This is a genomic window from Streptomyces sp. JNUCC 64 (genome assembly GCF_054484115.1).
Genome location: NZ_CM137015.1, coordinates 7,479,681 through 7,494,564 on the forward strand (window position 1 = coordinate 7,479,681; position 14,884 = coordinate 7,494,564).

14 protein-coding genes are annotated in these 14,884 nt (G+C 75.0%); 9 read left to right on the plus strand and 5 right to left on the minus strand.

From position 1 onward, the window contains the following. Positions 1 to 43 precede the first annotated feature (43 nt). Positions 44 to 1,246 carry a geranylgeranyl reductase family protein gene (locus tag ACVWNX_RS30915; RefSeq protein ID WP_454411487.1) on the plus strand — a complete coding sequence of 401 codons (1,203 nt, stop codon included), beginning with the start codon at positions 44 to 46 and terminating at the stop codon, positions 1,244 to 1,246. Between the two features lie 149 nt (positions 1,247 to 1,395). Here ACVWNX_RS30915 and ACVWNX_RS30920 read toward each other — a convergent pair whose 3' ends face one another. Next, positions 1,396 to 1,842, minus strand: a complete 447-nt coding sequence (locus ACVWNX_RS30920) for a nitroreductase family deazaflavin-dependent oxidoreductase (protein WP_454411488.1) — start codon at positions 1,840 to 1,842, stop codon at positions 1,396 to 1,398. A 223-nt stretch (positions 1,843 to 2,065) separates the two neighbouring features. On the opposite strand from ACVWNX_RS30920, the gene ACVWNX_RS30925 reads away from it, so the two are divergent. From ACVWNX_RS30925 to ACVWNX_RS30935, 3 genes are all read left to right on the plus strand, one after another. Further along, on the plus strand, positions 2,066 to 3,370 hold the full coding sequence (locus ACVWNX_RS30925; protein ID WP_454411489.1) for a sensor histidine kinase: 1,305 nt from the start codon (positions 2,066 to 2,068) through the stop codon (positions 3,368 to 3,370). Next, positions 3,367 to 4,032: a response regulator gene (locus tag ACVWNX_RS30930; RefSeq protein ID WP_454411490.1), complete on the plus strand. Its 666-nt coding sequence runs from the start codon at positions 3,367 to 3,369 to the stop codon at positions 4,030 to 4,032. The genes ACVWNX_RS30925 and ACVWNX_RS30930 overlap by 4 nt, the downstream gene beginning before the upstream one ends. A gap of 342 nt (positions 4,033 to 4,374) precedes the next feature. Next, complete coding sequence (locus ACVWNX_RS30935) at positions 4,375 to 4,770, plus strand: MarR family winged helix-turn-helix transcriptional regulator (RefSeq protein ID WP_454411491.1); 396 nt, start codon at positions 4,375 to 4,377, stop codon at positions 4,768 to 4,770. A 47-nt stretch (positions 4,771 to 4,817) separates the two neighbouring features. On the opposite strand, the gene ACVWNX_RS30940 is transcribed toward ACVWNX_RS30935, so the two are convergent. Both ACVWNX_RS30940 and ACVWNX_RS30945 read right to left on the minus strand, forming a co-directional pair. Then, entirely contained in the window at positions 4,818 to 6,143 is a 1,326-nt protein-coding gene (locus tag ACVWNX_RS30940) for an MFS transporter (RefSeq protein WP_454411492.1), read from the minus strand. 368 nt (positions 6,144 to 6,511) lie between these two features. After that, complete coding sequence (locus tag ACVWNX_RS30945) at positions 6,512 to 7,291, minus strand: DeoR/GlpR family DNA-binding transcription regulator (protein WP_454411493.1); 780 nt, start codon at positions 7,289 to 7,291, stop codon at positions 6,512 to 6,514. Between the two features lie 142 nt (positions 7,292 to 7,433). Between ACVWNX_RS30945 and ACVWNX_RS30950 the strand changes: the two genes are divergently transcribed. The 4 genes from ACVWNX_RS30950 to ACVWNX_RS30965 all read left to right on the plus strand — a co-directional run bounded on the left by ACVWNX_RS30950 (position 7,434) and on the right by ACVWNX_RS30965 (position 11,425). Then, entirely contained in the window at positions 7,434 to 8,315 is an 882-nt protein-coding gene (locus tag ACVWNX_RS30950; RefSeq protein ID WP_454411494.1) for an SIS domain-containing protein, read from the plus strand. A gap of 145 nt (positions 8,316 to 8,460) precedes the next feature. Next, positions 8,461 to 9,336: a class II fructose-bisphosphate aldolase gene (locus ACVWNX_RS30955; protein WP_454411495.1), complete on the plus strand. Its 876-nt coding sequence runs from the start codon at positions 8,461 to 8,463 to the stop codon at positions 9,334 to 9,336. A gap of 119 nt (positions 9,337 to 9,455) precedes the next feature. Continuing rightward, on the plus strand, positions 9,456 to 10,001 hold the full coding sequence (locus tag ACVWNX_RS30960; RefSeq protein ID WP_454411496.1) for a response regulator: 546 nt from the start codon (positions 9,456 to 9,458) through the stop codon (positions 9,999 to 10,001). A 182-nt stretch (positions 10,002 to 10,183) separates the two neighbouring features. Next, positions 10,184 to 11,425, plus strand: a complete 1,242-nt coding sequence (locus ACVWNX_RS30965) for an ROK family protein (protein ID WP_454411497.1) — start codon at positions 10,184 to 10,186, stop codon at positions 11,423 to 11,425. Positions 11,426 to 11,471: 46 nt separating this feature from the next. On the opposite strand, the gene ACVWNX_RS30970 is transcribed toward ACVWNX_RS30965, so the two are convergent. Next, positions 11,472 to 13,388, minus strand: coding sequence for an SMI1/KNR4 family protein (locus ACVWNX_RS30970; protein WP_454411498.1), 1,917 nt, complete (start codon positions 13,386 to 13,388; stop codon positions 11,472 to 11,474). Between the two features lie 77 nt (positions 13,389 to 13,465). Then, on the minus strand, positions 13,466 to 14,623 hold the full coding sequence (locus ACVWNX_RS30975; RefSeq protein ID WP_454415005.1) for an NAD(P)/FAD-dependent oxidoreductase: 1,158 nt from the start codon (positions 14,621 to 14,623) through the stop codon (positions 13,466 to 13,468). On the opposite strand from ACVWNX_RS30975, the gene ACVWNX_RS30980 reads away from it, so the two are divergent. Then, entirely contained in the window at positions 14,595 to 14,747 is a 153-nt protein-coding gene (locus ACVWNX_RS30980; protein ID WP_454415050.1) for a hypothetical protein, read from the plus strand. The two genes, ACVWNX_RS30975 and ACVWNX_RS30980, sit on opposite strands and share 29 nt — an antisense overlap. Positions 14,748 to 14,884 lie beyond the last annotated feature (137 nt).

Sequence of the window (14,884 nt, forward strand, 5' to 3'; positions counted from 1 at the left end):
GGTGGAAGCGCGGCAAGCTGTGGGATCGGAGCGGTAGACCAACGTGAGCAGCGAGAACACTTCGGACGAGGCCCGTCACGTCTGGGACGTCGTCGTGGTCGGGGCGGGACCCGCGGGGGCCTCCGCCGCCTATGCGGCGGCGGTGGCGGGGCGCAGTGTCCTGGTGCTGGAGAAGGCCGAACTGCCCCGCTACAAGACGTGTGGCGGCGGCATCATCGGCCCCTCCCGTGACGCGCTGCCGCCCGGATTCGAACTGCCGTTCAGGGATCGGGTGAACGCGGTGACCTTCACCCTCGACGGCCGTTTCGGCCGCACCCGCCGGTCCAGGCACACCCTGTTCGGCCTCGTCGACCGCCCCGAGTTCGACCAGCGGCTGGTGGAGCACGCGCAGAAGGCGGGGGCCGAGCTGCGGACCGGCGCCACGGTCACCCGGGTCGAGCAGCACGGCACGGCGGTGCCCGACCGGCGCACCGTCGCGGTCGTCCTCCAGGGCGGCGAGACCCTGCTGGCGCGGGCGGTCGTCGGGGCGGACGGCAGCGCCAGCCGGATAGGAGCCCATGTCGGGGTCAAGCTCGACCAGGTCGACCTGGGGCTGGAGGTCGAGGTCCCGGTGCCGCCGACCGTCGCCGAGGACTGGAAGGGCCGCGTCCTCATCGACTGGGGCCCGCTGCCCGGGAGTTACGGCTGGGTGTTCCCCAAGGGCGACACCCTGACCGTCGGAGTCATCTCCGCGCGCGGCGACGGCGCCGCGACCAAGCGGTACCTGGAGGACTTCGTCGCCCGGCTCGGACTCGCCGGGTTCGAGCCCAGCGTCTCCTCGGGCCACCTCACCCGGTGCCGCACCGAGGACTCCCCGCTCTCCCGGGGCCGGGTCCTGGTCTGCGGCGACGCGGCCGGACTGCTGGAGCCGTGGACCCGGGAGGGCATCTCCTTCGCCCTGCGCTCGGGACGGCTGGCGGGGGAGTGGGCGGTGCGCATCGCGGAGTCGCACGACGCCGTCGACACCCGGCGCCAGGCCCTCAACTACGCGTTCGCCGTGAAGGCCGGACTGGGGGTGGAGATGAGCGTCGGCAAACGGATGATGGCGCTCTTCGCCCGCAGGCCCGGGATGGTGCACGCCGCGGTGACCGGCTTCCGTCCGGCGTGGAAGGCGTTCACCCGGATCACCCGGGGGAGCACCACGCTCGGGGAGATCGTGCGCACGCACCCGGTGGCGGGACGGGTGCTCTCCTCACTGGACCGTTGACCCGTTGACCCGTTGACCCGCGGATCCGTTTGATCCGCGGGTCGTCCGCCGCCGTTCCGTCCCCGGACGGCGGTGGGGGGTCCGGACCACCGGCCTACGAGGTCCGCCCGGTCCGGTCCCGCCGTCCCCCCACCCCCTCCCGTCGCCGTTCAGGGCAGGCGCGTCAGCCGGAACACCGGATGCCGGGGCGCCGCCGCGAGCAGCTCCGCGTCCGTCGACCGGGCGGTGAGTCCCCCGAACATCCGGCTCACCTCCCAGCCCCAGCGCTCCAGGTACCGCCGCAGGACCTCCGGTTTCTCCTCGTCGGACAGCTCCACCGAGGTGAACTCCCAGTCCCGGCGGCCCACCCGCAGCCGTCCCCCCTGAGCCGCCCGCAGATTGCGCACCCACGCGGAGTTCCCGCGCGTCGACACCAGGTACGGGCCTCCCGGATGGGCGAGCGGATTGACCGGGACGCGGCGCCACTCGCCGCTCTCCCGTCCCCGCACCGACAACTCGGCCGAGCCGTGGAGACTGACGCCGTGCCGGGCGAGACGGCCGACCACCCGGTTCACCGCCCGGGTGAAACGGTGCGGTGCGAGGTAGTGCGTGGTCATCGTGGACCTCCTCCGTGTCCGCGCCGGAGCGGCCCCCGGGCGGCTGGACCGACGGGATCGGGGCTGGTCCGCCCCGTGCCAGTCTGCCCGGAGACGAAGCCCGGCCAACCCGTGCCGCGCGGCACCCGCCCGGCACCGCGCGGGAACGTACTCCCGGGGGAGTACCCGGGGACACCGCGCCCGGCGGACGCCCCCACCGGGGCGGATGTCTAGCGTGAGCCGCATGGAACGGTGGTACGCGGACGACGACGGTGAACCGGACGGCCCCGGACGGTCCGGCCCGCCCTGGCGGCGGTGGATCGGACCGGGCGGCCGGGGGACCGCGCCGGACGACGGCCCGGCGGGATCCCGGCCCGACCGGGCGCGGTGGCCGTGGCGGTCCACCCTGGCCGTGACCGCCCTGGTCCTCGTCGGCACCCACTTCGCCGCCCAGACGCAACCCGGCCGCGAACCGCTCGGGCCCGCCGGACGGGTGCTGCTCGTCTGCTGCGCCGCCGCGCTGCTGTGGCGGTGGCGCCACCCGGTGGCGGTCGTCCTCGGCACCGCCCTCGGGGCGCTCGGCTACCTCGCCGCCGGATACCCCTACGGCCCGGTGTTCCTGGTCCTCGCGGTGGCCGGCTTCGCGGCGGTGGTGACGGGCCACCGCCGCGCCGCGTGGACGGCCCTCGGACTCTGGTGGGCAGGCCATCTGCTGGTGACGCACACGCTGTACCCCTGGCTGCCGCCCGCCGGGGACGGGGCCGTGCCCTGGGGCCGGGAAGCGGTCCTGGCCGCCTGGCTGGTCGCCGTCCTCGCGCTGTCGGAGCTGGGGCGGGTGCGCCACGAGCAGTGGCACCGGGAACGGACCGCGCGACGGGAGGCGGCCCGCCGCCGGGCCGACGCGGAACGGCTGCGGATCGCCCGCGAACTGCACGACGTCCTCGCCCACAGCGTCTCCGTCATCAACGTCCAGGCGGGGATGGGCCTCGCCCTGCTGGACACCGACCCCGAACAGGCCCGCGCCGCGCTGACCACCATCAAGGCCGCGAGCAAGGAGGCCCTCGGCGAGGTCCGCCAGGTCCTCGACACCCTGCGGACGCCCGGCGCCGCGCCCCGCGCGCCCGCCCCCGGGCTCGACCGGCTCCCCGAACTCGCCGACCAGGCCGCCGCGGCCGGGCTCACCGTGCGGATCACCACCGGCGGCACCCTCCGCCCGCTGCCGCCGGGACGGGACCTCGCGGCGTTCCGGATCGTCCAGGAGGCGCTCACCAACGTGGTCCGCCACTCGGGTTCGCGCCGGGCCGAGGTCCTGTTGGGGTACGCCGACGACCGGCTGCTGATACGGATCGACGACGACGGGCCGCCGACCGGCGCGGACGCGGGCGGCGGCGGCAACGGGCTGGCCGGGATGCGGGAACGGGCCGCCGCGCTGGGTGGCACCATCGAGGCGGGGCCCCGGCCGGACGGCGGATTCCGGGTGCGCGGGGTCCTGCCGTTCGCGTCCGACGACGGGCCGCCGCCCGCCGAACCGCCCCGGGAGGGCCCGTGATCCGTGTACTGCTCGCCGACGACCAGGCGCTGGTGCGCGCCGGGTTCCGGGCGCTGCTGGACGCGAGGCCCGGCATCGAGGTGGTCGGTGAGGCCGCCGACGGCGAGGAGGCCCTACGGCTGACGGGCGAACTGCGGCCGGACGTCGTCCTGATGGACGTCCGGATGCCCCGGCTCGACGGGCTGACGGCCACCCGCCGACTGCTCGCCGCCCCGGCGGCCGGGGAGACCCGGGTCATCGTGCTCACCACCTTCGAACTGGACGAGTACGTCTTCGAGGCGATCCGCGCGGGGGCCTCCGGGTTCCTGGTGAAGGACACCGAACCGGAGGAACTGGTGCGCGCCGTGAGGGCGGTGGTGGCGGGTGACGCGCTGCTGTCCCCGGGGGTGACGCGCCGTCTGATCGCGGAGTTCGCGGCCCGTTCCCGTACCCCTGCGGCGACGACCTCGCTGGAACCGCTCACCGACCGGGAGCGCGAGGTGATGGCGCTGGTGGGCATGGGACTCTCGAACGAGGACATCGCCCGCCGCCTGGTGGTCAGCCCGCTCACCGCGAAGACGCACGTGAGCCGGACGATGGTCAAGCTGGGCGCCCGGGACCGCGCCCAACTCGTCGTACTCGCCTATGAGTCCGGGCTGGTCCGGCCCGGCTGGCTCGGCTAGGCGCTCCCTGGCCTCTCCGGGGCCGTCCGGCCCCCCCTTCTTCCGGGGGGCTTTCCGGTCGGGCGGGACAAGGAGCCGGGCGGGCGCGGCGGACCCGGCCCGGCGCGGCCGGGCGTCGGAGGCCACCGTCATGGAGAACGGTTTTCGTCATGAGGATGTTCTCACCTGCGGGAAGCCGTCCCGGGCGCCCGTTCCGCCGTGCTTCCCCCGTCTCAGCGGGGCGGATGCGGTTCCTCGGCACAAGGCGTGAGAAGGCCCCGAGCCCTCACGAATCGGCCAGGTGTTGTGTACGCGTCGAAAGCACACACCTCTTTCACCCGCCCCCTGCTACGGTTGCCCGCCATGACCGTGAAGTCCTCCGAACACCCCCTCGTGGACCGCTGGCGGGAGATCCTGACCCTGCACGCCCGCACCATGTGCGAACTGGACCGGGAACTCCACCGGCACGGCCTGGGCGTCAGCGACTTCGAGGTGCTGGACGTCCTCGCCGGGTACGAGGAGGAGGGCAGCGCCGGAGCGCACCGCGTCCAGGAGATCGCGGCACGGGTCCATCTGAGCCAGAGCGCGCTGTCCCGGCTGATCGTCCGGCTGGAGAAGGACGGCCTGGTGGAGCGCGGCATGTGCGCGCGGGACCGGCGCGGCGTCCAGGTGCGGTTGACGGCCAAGGGACGGGAGACCCACGCGGGGGCGCTGCCCGTGCAACGCGCGGTGCTCGGCAGGACGTTGCGGGGCGCCTGAGCCGGATCCGGTCCGGCGGCGCGCTTCAGGAGCGCCCCCGCGCGGACTCACCCCCGGTCCGTGGAGTGCAGGGCACGCGCGGTCAGCGCGGCGAGGCCCGCCAGGACCGCGACGCTGGTCAGCGCCGTCGGCAGGGTGAACCAGTCGGCCATGAAGCCGATCGCGGGCGGCCCCAGCAGCAGACCCCCGTAGCCGAGCGCGGACGCCGCGGCGATGCCGTGCGGCCCGGCGAGCGCCCCCGCGCGCTCGACGGCGACCGGGAAGATGTTCGCCAGTCCGAGCCCGGTGACGGCGAACCCGAGCAGCGCGCCCCACACGGTCGGCGCCAGCGCCCCGGCGAGCATGCCCACCGAGGCCGTCGCCCCGCCTACCACCAGGGTCCGGGTGCGGCCCAGCCGCTCCAGCAGGGTGGTGCCCAGGAACCGGCCAATCGTCATGGTCAGGGCGAAACACGAGTAACCGACCGCCGCGATCCCGGGGTGGGCGCCCAGATCCTGCTCCAGGTGGAGGGCGCCCCAGTCCGCCAGCGCGCCCTCCCCGTACGCCGTGCACAGGGCGATCAGCCCGAGGACCAGCACCAGCCGCCGGGTGGCGCGGTCCATGCGGCGTGACGCGCCCGGGGCCCCGGGGGTGCCGTCGGGCTGGGGTTGGGGCTGGGACTGGGGCTGGTGGGTCTGGTCAGGCTTCTGGGTCTGGGTCTGGGTCTGGGTCTGGGATTGGGATTGGGCCGGGGTCGGGACCGGGGCCGGGGCCGGGGGTGTGGTGTCGGGGACGCCGTCGCGGAGCAGGGGACGGGCCCCGAGCGCGGTGACCGTCAGTCCGATCGAGGCGAGCAGCAACAGGTGCGGGGCGGGTGCCAGCGATCCGGCGACCAGCGCGCCGAGCCCCGCGCCCACCATTCCGCCCAGGCTGTACACCCCGTGCAGCCGGGGCATGAGGGGGCGTCGGACCACGCGGATCACGTTCACCGCCGCGCTGTTCAGGGCGACGCTCAACGAGCCGTAGGCGGCGCCGAACGGGACCAGGGCGACGGCCAGGGCGGTCGCCGAGCCGGTCAGTGCGAGCGGGGCCACGCTCAGCGACATCAGGGTGGAGCAGACGAGGACGACCCGGAGGCTGCCGAAGCGGCGGCAGAGCCCGCCGGTGAGCGTCATCGTGACCACCGCCCCGGCGGAGAGGCAGAGCAGGGCGAGTCCGAGCGCGGTGGCGGACGCCCCGGTCTGTTCCTTGACGGCGGGGATGCGGACGACCCAGCCGCCGAAGAGGAAGCCGTCGAGGGCGAAGAAGAGGGTGAGGGCGCCGTGGGGGTGGCTGCGAAGGGGCGGTTGACCTGCGGCGCGACGGTGCGCTGCGAGTTTGTTTAGTCTCGGCACAAAGTCAGGGTAGGGGTCTCCTCGGAAATTGGACAAGGGTCGCGCGTGGGAACGTGCGGGAACGTGGGCGATCCGATGGTGGGTCGTGTGGCGTGCTGAGGGTCGCCCGGCGCGGGGGGTCGTTCGGGAGAGCGCGAGTGCCGGGTGGTCGCGCCCCGCGCCGCTCGTCGGGATGCCGGACGGCGGGGCGTTCCGGCCGGTGGGGTCCGTGGTCGGGCGGAGGGCCGTGGCCGGAACGCGACCGGGGCGTGACGGGGTGGGGCCGATCGCGGCAGGGGCGCGAAGTGGCCGGGACGTGAGGCGGTCGGGGCGCGGCGGCCGGGACTCGGCCCGGCCCGGAACGGACGGCGCCGGGGCCGGGGGCCGGGTCAGACGGCCAGGACCGTGATGCCCGCCTCCTCGAAGCGGGCGAGCTCGGCCGGGTCGGCGGCCCGGTCGGTGACCAGGGTGTGCACCCCGGCGGCGGGCCTGATCCGGGCGAACGCCCGTGCCCCCAGCTTGCTGGAGTCGGCGGCCACGACGACCCGTTCGGCCCGTTCGCACAGCAGCCGGTTGGTGGCCGCCTCGCCCTCGTCGTGGGCGGCGGCCCCGTGCACCGGGTCGAAGGCGACCACGCCGAGCACCGCGACGTCCAGGCTGATCTGCCGCAGCACCGCGTCCGCGAGGGGGCCGATCAGCTCGTACGACTGGGGGCGGGCCACCCCGCCGGTCAGCACGATCTTGAACTGGGGGCGGATCACCAACTCGTTGGCGATGTTCAGGGCGTTGGTGACGACCGTCAGCGCGGGGGAGCCGGTGGCGAGGTCGGAGCGCACCGCCAGGGCGCGCGCCACCTCGGTGGTCGTGGTCCCGCCGGTGAGGCCGACCGCCTCGCCGGGGGCGACCAGTCCCGCCACCGCCTCGGCGATCCGCTGCTTCTCGGAGGCGTGGCGGGCGGACTTGTAGCGCAGCGGCAGTTCGTAGGAGACCCCGTGCACCACCGCCCCGCCCCGGGTGCGGACGAGCATGCGTTGTTCGGCCAGTTGGTCGAGATCACGCCGGATCGTCGCGGTTGAAACCTCCAGGGCGGTGGCGGCCTCTTCCACGTCGAGACGTCCACGCTCCACCAGGAGCTCCAGCAGTGCCTTCCACCGGGCGTCGCGGGACATCGCCGTGCTCCGTTCGGGTCGCCAGCTCACCGGATCATCCCGGTGACCCTAGCGCAGATCCTGGTGCAAGGAATGCTTGAAGATGCTCGAAAGTGCGCGCTATCTTGCAGAAACAAGCAAAGATGGGGAGAAGGAGCCTGGTATGAGCCATGTCGAGAACGAACTGAACAGCCAGCCCGAGTGCTGGACCCGCGCCGCCGCGCTCGCCGCCGGACACAGCGCGGCACTGCCCGCGCCCGGCGAGCGGGTCGCCCTGGTGGGCTGCGGGACCTCGCTGTTCATGGCCCAGGCCGCCGCCGCCCTGCGCGAAGGCGCGGGCCAGGGCGAGACCGACGCCTTCGCCGCGTCCGAGTTCCCGCGCCACCGCCCCTACGACCGCGTGGTGGCGCTCACCCGCTCCGGCACCACCAGCGAGGTCCTGGAACTCCTCGGCGCGCTGCGCGGCGGCCCCCGCACCACCGCCCTCACCGCCGACCCGGAGACCCCGGTGATGACCGCCGCCGACGACGTCGTGGTCCTCGACTTCGCCGACGAACGGTCCGTGGTGCAGACCCGCTTCGCCACCACCGCGCTGACCCTGCTCCGCGCCCACCTCGGGCTGCACACCGACGCCGTCGTCGACGACGCCCGCACCGCGCTGGACCGGCCGCTGCCCGAAGGGCTGGTGGACCGCGACCAGTTCACCTTCCTGGGCCGCGGCTGGACGGTCGGCCTCGCCAACGAGGCCGGACTGAAGATGCGGGAGGCCGCCCTCGCCTGGACCGAGTCCTACCCCGCGATGGAGTACCGCCACGGCCCCATCAGCGTCACCACCTCCGGCACCGCCACCTGGATGATCGGCGAGGCCCCCGAGGGGCTGGCCGACCAGGTGCGGGCCACCGGCGCCCAGTGGGTCTCCGGTGACCTCGACCCGCTCGCCGAACTCGTGCGCGCCCAGCGGCTCGCCGTCGCCGTCGCCGCCGCCCGGGGCCTCGACCCCGACAGCCCCCGCCACCTCACCCGCTCGGTGATCCTCACCCCGTGAGCCCGGCCGTCACACCGCCGTCCGCCGTGTGACGAGAGGGCCCAAGAGCCCGCGCCGCCGCACCGGCCCCCGCCCGTGCGGCGGCGCGTCGCCCCGGCTCCACCCGGGGCCCTGCCCACAGTGGACGAACAGGAAGGAAGGGCTCATGCCCCTCGCAGCAACCGGTGACCTCGTCGCCCAGGCGTCCGCCGCCCGCGGAGCCGTCGCGGCCTTCAACGTCATCACCCTGGAGCACGTCGAAGCGGTCGTCGCCGGGGCCGAGGCCGCGGACGCCCCCGTCATCCTCCAGATCAGCGAGAACGCCGTCAGGTTCCGCTACGGGAGACTGCTCCCGCTGGCCCGCTCCGCCGTCGCCGCCGCAGAGGCCGCCGCCGTCCCCGTCGCGCTCCACCTGGACCACGTCCAGAGCGACGACCTCCTCAGACAGGCCCATGACGCCGGATTCAGCTCCGTCATGTACGACGCGGCCCGGCTGCCCTACGCCGAGAACCTCGCCGCCACCCGGGCCGCCGCCGAGTGGGGCCACCGGCGCGGGCTGTGGGTCGAGGCCGAACTCGGCCAGGTCGGCGGCAAGAACGGCGCGCCCCCGCTGGACGCGCACGCCCCCGGCGCCCGCACCGACCCCGCCGAGGCCCGCCGGTTCGTCGACGCCTCCGGGGTGGACGCCCTCGCCGTCGCCATCGGCAGCTCCCACGCCATGACCAGTCGCACCGCCGTCCTCGACCACACGCTCCTCGGCGCCCTCGCCGCCTCCCTCGACGGCGTCCCGCTCGTCCTGCACGGCTCGTCCGGGGTGCCCGACGCGGAGTTGCGCCGCGCGGTCGCCGGGGGCATCGCCAAGGTCAACGTCGGCACCGCGCTGAACGCGGCGATGACCCTGGCCATCCGGGGCTTCCTCGCCGCCCACCCCGAGGCCGTCGACTCGCGCAAGTACCTGAGCGTCGGGCGGGAGGCGATGGCGGCCACGGTGCGCGAACTCATCACCGTGCTGCGCTCGGCCACCGCCCCGGCCGTCGCCTGACCCGGCCCCGCCCGCCGTACAGCGGCGTTCCGGACGGGATCGTGACCGATGTCCCACGCTCAGTATCCCCGCAGTCGCTCTAGGCATATGCTGAATGACCCGAGCGAGGGGAATGCGGCATGCCGTCGGACGCCAAGATCCTCATCGTCGCCGACCATGAGGACACGCTCTACGCGCTGGAAAGCGCGCTGTCACCGCTCACCCACGAGGTCGTCTGCGCCACGAGCGGGGACGCGGCGCTGAAGGAAGTCCTGAGAGGCAACACCGGCCTGCTGCTGCTCGACGTCCGGGTCCCCGACGTCGCCGGTCTGGAGGTCGTCCGCTACATGCGACGGGTCGAACAGACCCAGTACATACCCATCGTGCTGGTCACCGGCTTCGGGCCGGACGCGGCGCTGTCCTCGGCCGCGCTCCGGCTCGGCGTCGCCGACCTGGTCCCCAAGCCCGTCGACCCCTGGGCCCTGCGCACCAAGGTGAGCTTCCTCTTCCGCACCCACCAACGGCTGCGGGCCCTGGAGGACGAGGTCCGCGAACTGAGGGCCAGGCCCCCGCTGCGGACCCTGTCCCTGCGGGGCCGCTCCCACGGACCGCTCGGCGCCGACCCGATGCCGCCCGCGCAACGGGAACTGCCGCGCCAGCCGGACTCGGCCTCCCAGGGCGGCTGAACCGGGAACGCCCCCGCCGTCCGCACCGGCCCACCCGCCGTCGCACCGGCCCACCCGGCCCCGGCGACGACGGACCCGCCCGTCCCGTCGGGTCCCACCCCGACCCACCGGAACGGGCCACCCCGTGGCCGAGACCCCGTGCGCGGAACGAACGGCGCGCCGATCATGACAGACTCGCCCCCATGAGCGGCAAGACGGCACCGAGGACGCCGGGGGACGGATCCACGCGGACCCGGCTGGAACGCGGGCGCGGTGCCCTCGGTCCGGCACTGGAACTCGTCCACACGGGACGCGCCCCCACCCGGGCCGTGCTCACCGCGGAACTGGGCGTCACCCGGGCGACGGCCGGAGCGGTCGCCGCCGAACTCGAATCCCTCGGACTCATCCGGGTGGACTCCCACCCCAGCGCGCCCGCCGGTTCCCAGGGCCGCCCCTCCCACCGGCTGCACCTCGCCGACGACGGACCCGTGGTGCTCGCCGCCCAGATCCACTCCGACGGGTTCCGGGCCGCGCTCGTCGGCCTCGGCGGCCGGATCGTCGCCACCGCCCCCGGCTGCGGAACGGTCCAGGCCGATCCGTCGGACGCCCTCGGCGAGGTCGTCGCGGCCGGGGCGGAACTGCTCGCCGCCACCGGACGGCGCTGCGTGGGCGCCGGACTCGCCGTCCCCTCGGCGGTCGCCGAACCCGAGGGCACCGCGCTCAACCCGCTCCATCTGGCCTGGCCCCCCGGTTCACCGGTCCGGGACCTCTTCGCCCGGCGGGTGCGCGCCGCCGGGATCGAGGGCCCCGCCCATGCGGGCAACGACGTCAACCTCGCCGCGCTCGCCGAACACCGGCACGGAGCCGGACGGGGCGCCCGGGACCTGCTGTGCGTGGCCACCGGACACACCGGGGTCGGCGGAGCGCTGGTCCTCGACGGCAAACTGCACACCGGCAGCGCGGGGCTGGCCCTGGAGGTCGGCCACCTCCGGGTGGACCCCGACGGACGGCCCTGCCATTGCGGCGGCCGGGGCTGCCTGGACGTCGAGACCGACCCCCTGGCGTTCCTCGCCGCGGTGGGGCGCGGCCCCGGACCCGACGGCTCCCTGCACCAGTGGGCCAAGGACGTGATCCGGGACGAGTACGGCGATCCCGTGGTCCGGATCGCCACCGAACGCCTGATCGACCGGCTGGGCCTCGGCCTCGCCGGACTCGTCAACATCCTCAACCCGGACCGGATCATCCTCGGCGGACTGCACAAGTCCCTGCTGGAGGCGGACCCCGAGCGGCTGCGCGCGGTCGTGGCGGACCGCAGCCTGTGGGGCCGCAGCGGGGGCGTGCCCATCCTGCCCTGCGTCCTGGACCACAACAGCCTGGTCGGAGCGGCCGAACTCGCCTGGCAGCCGGTGCTGGACGATCCGCTGACGGCACTGGTTCCCGGCTGACGGGTCCGCCCGCCCGCTCCGGCGGGCGGACGCGGCCCGCCCGTGCTCAGATCCCGCGCCGGCCAGGGCCGCTGCGGCCATAGGCGTAGCCGTACCACTCGCCCTCGCGTGGCGCCCGGGTCCACGAGCGGCTGGTGAAGGTGGGCAGTCTGCCCCGGGTCAGCGCGAAGCGGGGGAGTCCGAACCCGAACACGGTGTGCAGGGCCTCCAACAAGCGGACCTCGTGGGCGGCTCCGGTGTCCCCGGGGCGGAACAACCGCGCGGGGTCCAGGGCCTCGGGTATCGCGCCGGAGCGCTGGACCTCCGTCCCCCGCACGGTGAACGCGTACGACTCCACGCCCCGGTCGGCCACCGAGAGGTGGAACACGGCGGAGCGGCCGTCAGGGTGCCACCGCTCCGGTTTGCACCACATGACCACGGCACACCCGGACGCGGAGGCGTCCGTCGCGGGGGACCGGAAGAGTTCGCCCAGGTGGGAGTGGGAGTGGCCGTCGAAGGCGAAGGCCCACCCTCCGGTGCGGCCCACGGCCATCACGGCGCGGTCCTCCCAGAGCTCCACGCCCTCCCGTTGATGGGGCAGTGGCGCCCGCCGGTACGCCTCGCCGGGGTCCGTGGGCGCGCTCAGCCCGGCACCCTCCTCACCTATCAGAGCGGGGAGCCGGGCGGGGCCGGTCCCCTCGACCCAGACACAGCGGTAGCCACCGAACGGTCCGCCGCGTCTGCTGGACCGCGCCAGCCAGGTGAGACCGGGCGGGTCGAGGTCGGGCACCGGCTCCGGGACGGGGCCGCTCTCCCCGGCCCGCGGCGTCGCGAGGAGTTCCCGCCCGCGCTCCGCCGTGACCAGCGGACCGAGCACGGGGTCGGCGAGCAGACCGACCGGGGCGATCAGCTCGGGTCCGGGCGCCTCCCATCCGGGGAGCGCGTCCCGCAGGATCCGCCACGCGGTGTCGGTCGCCCCCCAACGGGCCGCCTCCCACGCCTCGGCGACGGCCCGGCCCCACGCACCGGGCGGCGCGTAGCGATGGCTCCCGTCCCGCACCGCCGCCAGGACGGCCCTGGCTTCCTTCCGGGGGACCCCACGGGCGGTCATCACCTCCAGCCAGTAATCGTCTTCGCCCGGTTCTCCCCTCCTGCCGTGGGCCTGCGGCACGGCCTCCACGGGCAGGAGTTCGGACAGATAGCGCGGGTCGGCCACGAGCATGCCGTAACCCTGGTGGCTCTCCGGAGCCGACAGGGAGGCGAACTGGTTCAGCAGGACGCGGCTCGACGGCCGTCCGAAGGAGGACGCTTCCTCCAGCAGGGGCACGGCCTCCGCGTACCGTCCGCCCAAGGCGAGTAGCCTGGCCCGCTCGACCCGGGCGTCCTGGGCCCGTGTCGTCGCGTTCACGAAGTCGGGTCGCTCCACCCGGTCGGAGTGGAAGCCGCGATAGGCGGCCTCCATGTAGGAACGGAACGAGGGGTGGCGGTGGGGAAACTCGCCGCCCCACCCCCGGTAGACGTAGAGCGCCCACTCGCCGTCCTCGTCGACGTCGCCGGGGTCGAGCAGGGCGTGCGACATGTCGGAGTCGGTCTCCAGCCGCAGCGCCCGCCGCCACATCCCGGCCAGCAGGACCTCTGCCCGGCCCGCGGCGTCGTCCAGGTACGCCTCGTACTGCGGGGCCTGGCCGTACGGGTCCCGGAACCAGTCGATGTCCGTGACACCACCGAGCCGGCCGATCCCGGCCATCTCGTCCACGTACCAGCCGTCGCTCACGGCCAGGAACTCCCGGTACGAGGGCGGCAGCCGTCGCCCCAGCCGTTCCTCGGCCGCGCTGATCGCCGCCTCGTCGGCCCCGGGCGCCCCCAGACGTCCGCGTGCCGGTTCGCCCTCTTCGCCGTCCTCGTCCTCCTCGTCCGCGCGCGGGACCCACTCCTCCTGCCAGCGCCCTAAGAATCCGTGCCAGTCGAAAGGTTCGCCACTCATGACTCCGATGGTGTCACCGGGCACTGACATCCGTTCCGGCGTCCGGACCGACCCGGCCCGGACGTCCGGGCCCGTGCTCACACCAGACGCGACTCCGGCCGCCGTACCGCCCCCGGGGCGAACCGTCCGGCGTGCAGCGGGCCGATGTCGACGAACGGGGTCCGCCCCAGGTACAGGTCCCGGACCAGCTCGCCGACGGCCGGGGCCTGGAGGAAGCCGTGGCCGGAGAACCCGGTGGCGTACAGGAAGTTGACGGGCGAGGCGGACCGTCCGATCAGGGCGTTGCCGTCGGGGCTCATCTCGTACAGCCCCGCCCAGCCGCCGCCCAGCCCGGCGTCGAGGAGCGCGGGGGCGCGGCGGGCCATCGCCGCGCCGAGCAGGGGGAGCCAGCCGGCCGAGTACCCGGTGTCGAACCCCGGTTCCTGCGCCGGGTCGGACATCCCCACCAGCAGGCCCCGGCCCTCCTGGTGGAACGAGAACGAGGTGCCGGTGTCGACGGTGAACGGCAGCGGCCGGGGCAGCTCCCGCAGCCGTCGCAGGGGGCCGGTGCACAGCATCTGCCGACGCAGCGGGGTCACCGGCAGGTCCACCCCGGCCAGCGCGCCGATCGCGCCCGACCAGGCGCCCGCCGCGCAGACCACCGCGCCCGCCGTCACCTTCCCCCGGTCGGTGACGACGGCGGAGATCTCGTCGCCCCGGTGCTCCAGCTCCCGCACCGTCACCCCCGGGTACAGCCGGGCACCCAGCCGCCGGGCCGCCCCGGCGTAGCCGGACACCACGGACTCGGGGGCGCAGTGGCCGTCGCCGGGGGAGTGGACGGCCGCGAGCAGGCCCTCGGTCTCGATCAGCGGGCACAGCCGCCGGGCCTCGGCGGGGTCGACCACCCGGCTGTCCACCCCCAGCGCGTTCTGGAGGGCGACGTCCCGGGTGAACGCGGCGACGTCGTCCGCCGTGGAGAGCAGGAACAGCGAGCCGGACCGGCGCAGGGCGACGTCCTGCCCCGGGCGCCGCCGGAACCGGGCGTACGCCTCCAGACTGCGGGCGCCGATGAGGACGTTCAGCTCGTCCGAGAACTGGGCGCGCACGCTCCCGGCGGCCTTGCAGGTCGAGCCGGATCCGAGCCCGCCCCGCTCCAGCAGCACCACGTCCGGCACCCCCGCCTCCGCCAGGTGGAAGGCGACGCTGGTGCCGATCACCCCGCCCCCGATGACGACCACGGAGGCCCTCGACGGCAGGGGCACGGAGGAGGCGGTGGCGGCGAGGGCCAAGGCGGTGGGCGGCAGCGGCGAGACGGGGGCCGCGGGCCGTCCCGAGCCGGGCGGTGCGGCGACGGGCACCGGCCCGGTCGCCCCGCCCTGACCGGTCGCTCTGCCGCGACCCGTCGTTCCGTCGTGCCCGGTCGTTCCGTCGTGATCGGTCGACGGGGCCGGTGCGCGGGGGGTGGCCGACGTGGTCGTGAGGGGGCGGGGGGACGGGGCGGTGGGCAAGGGACGGTC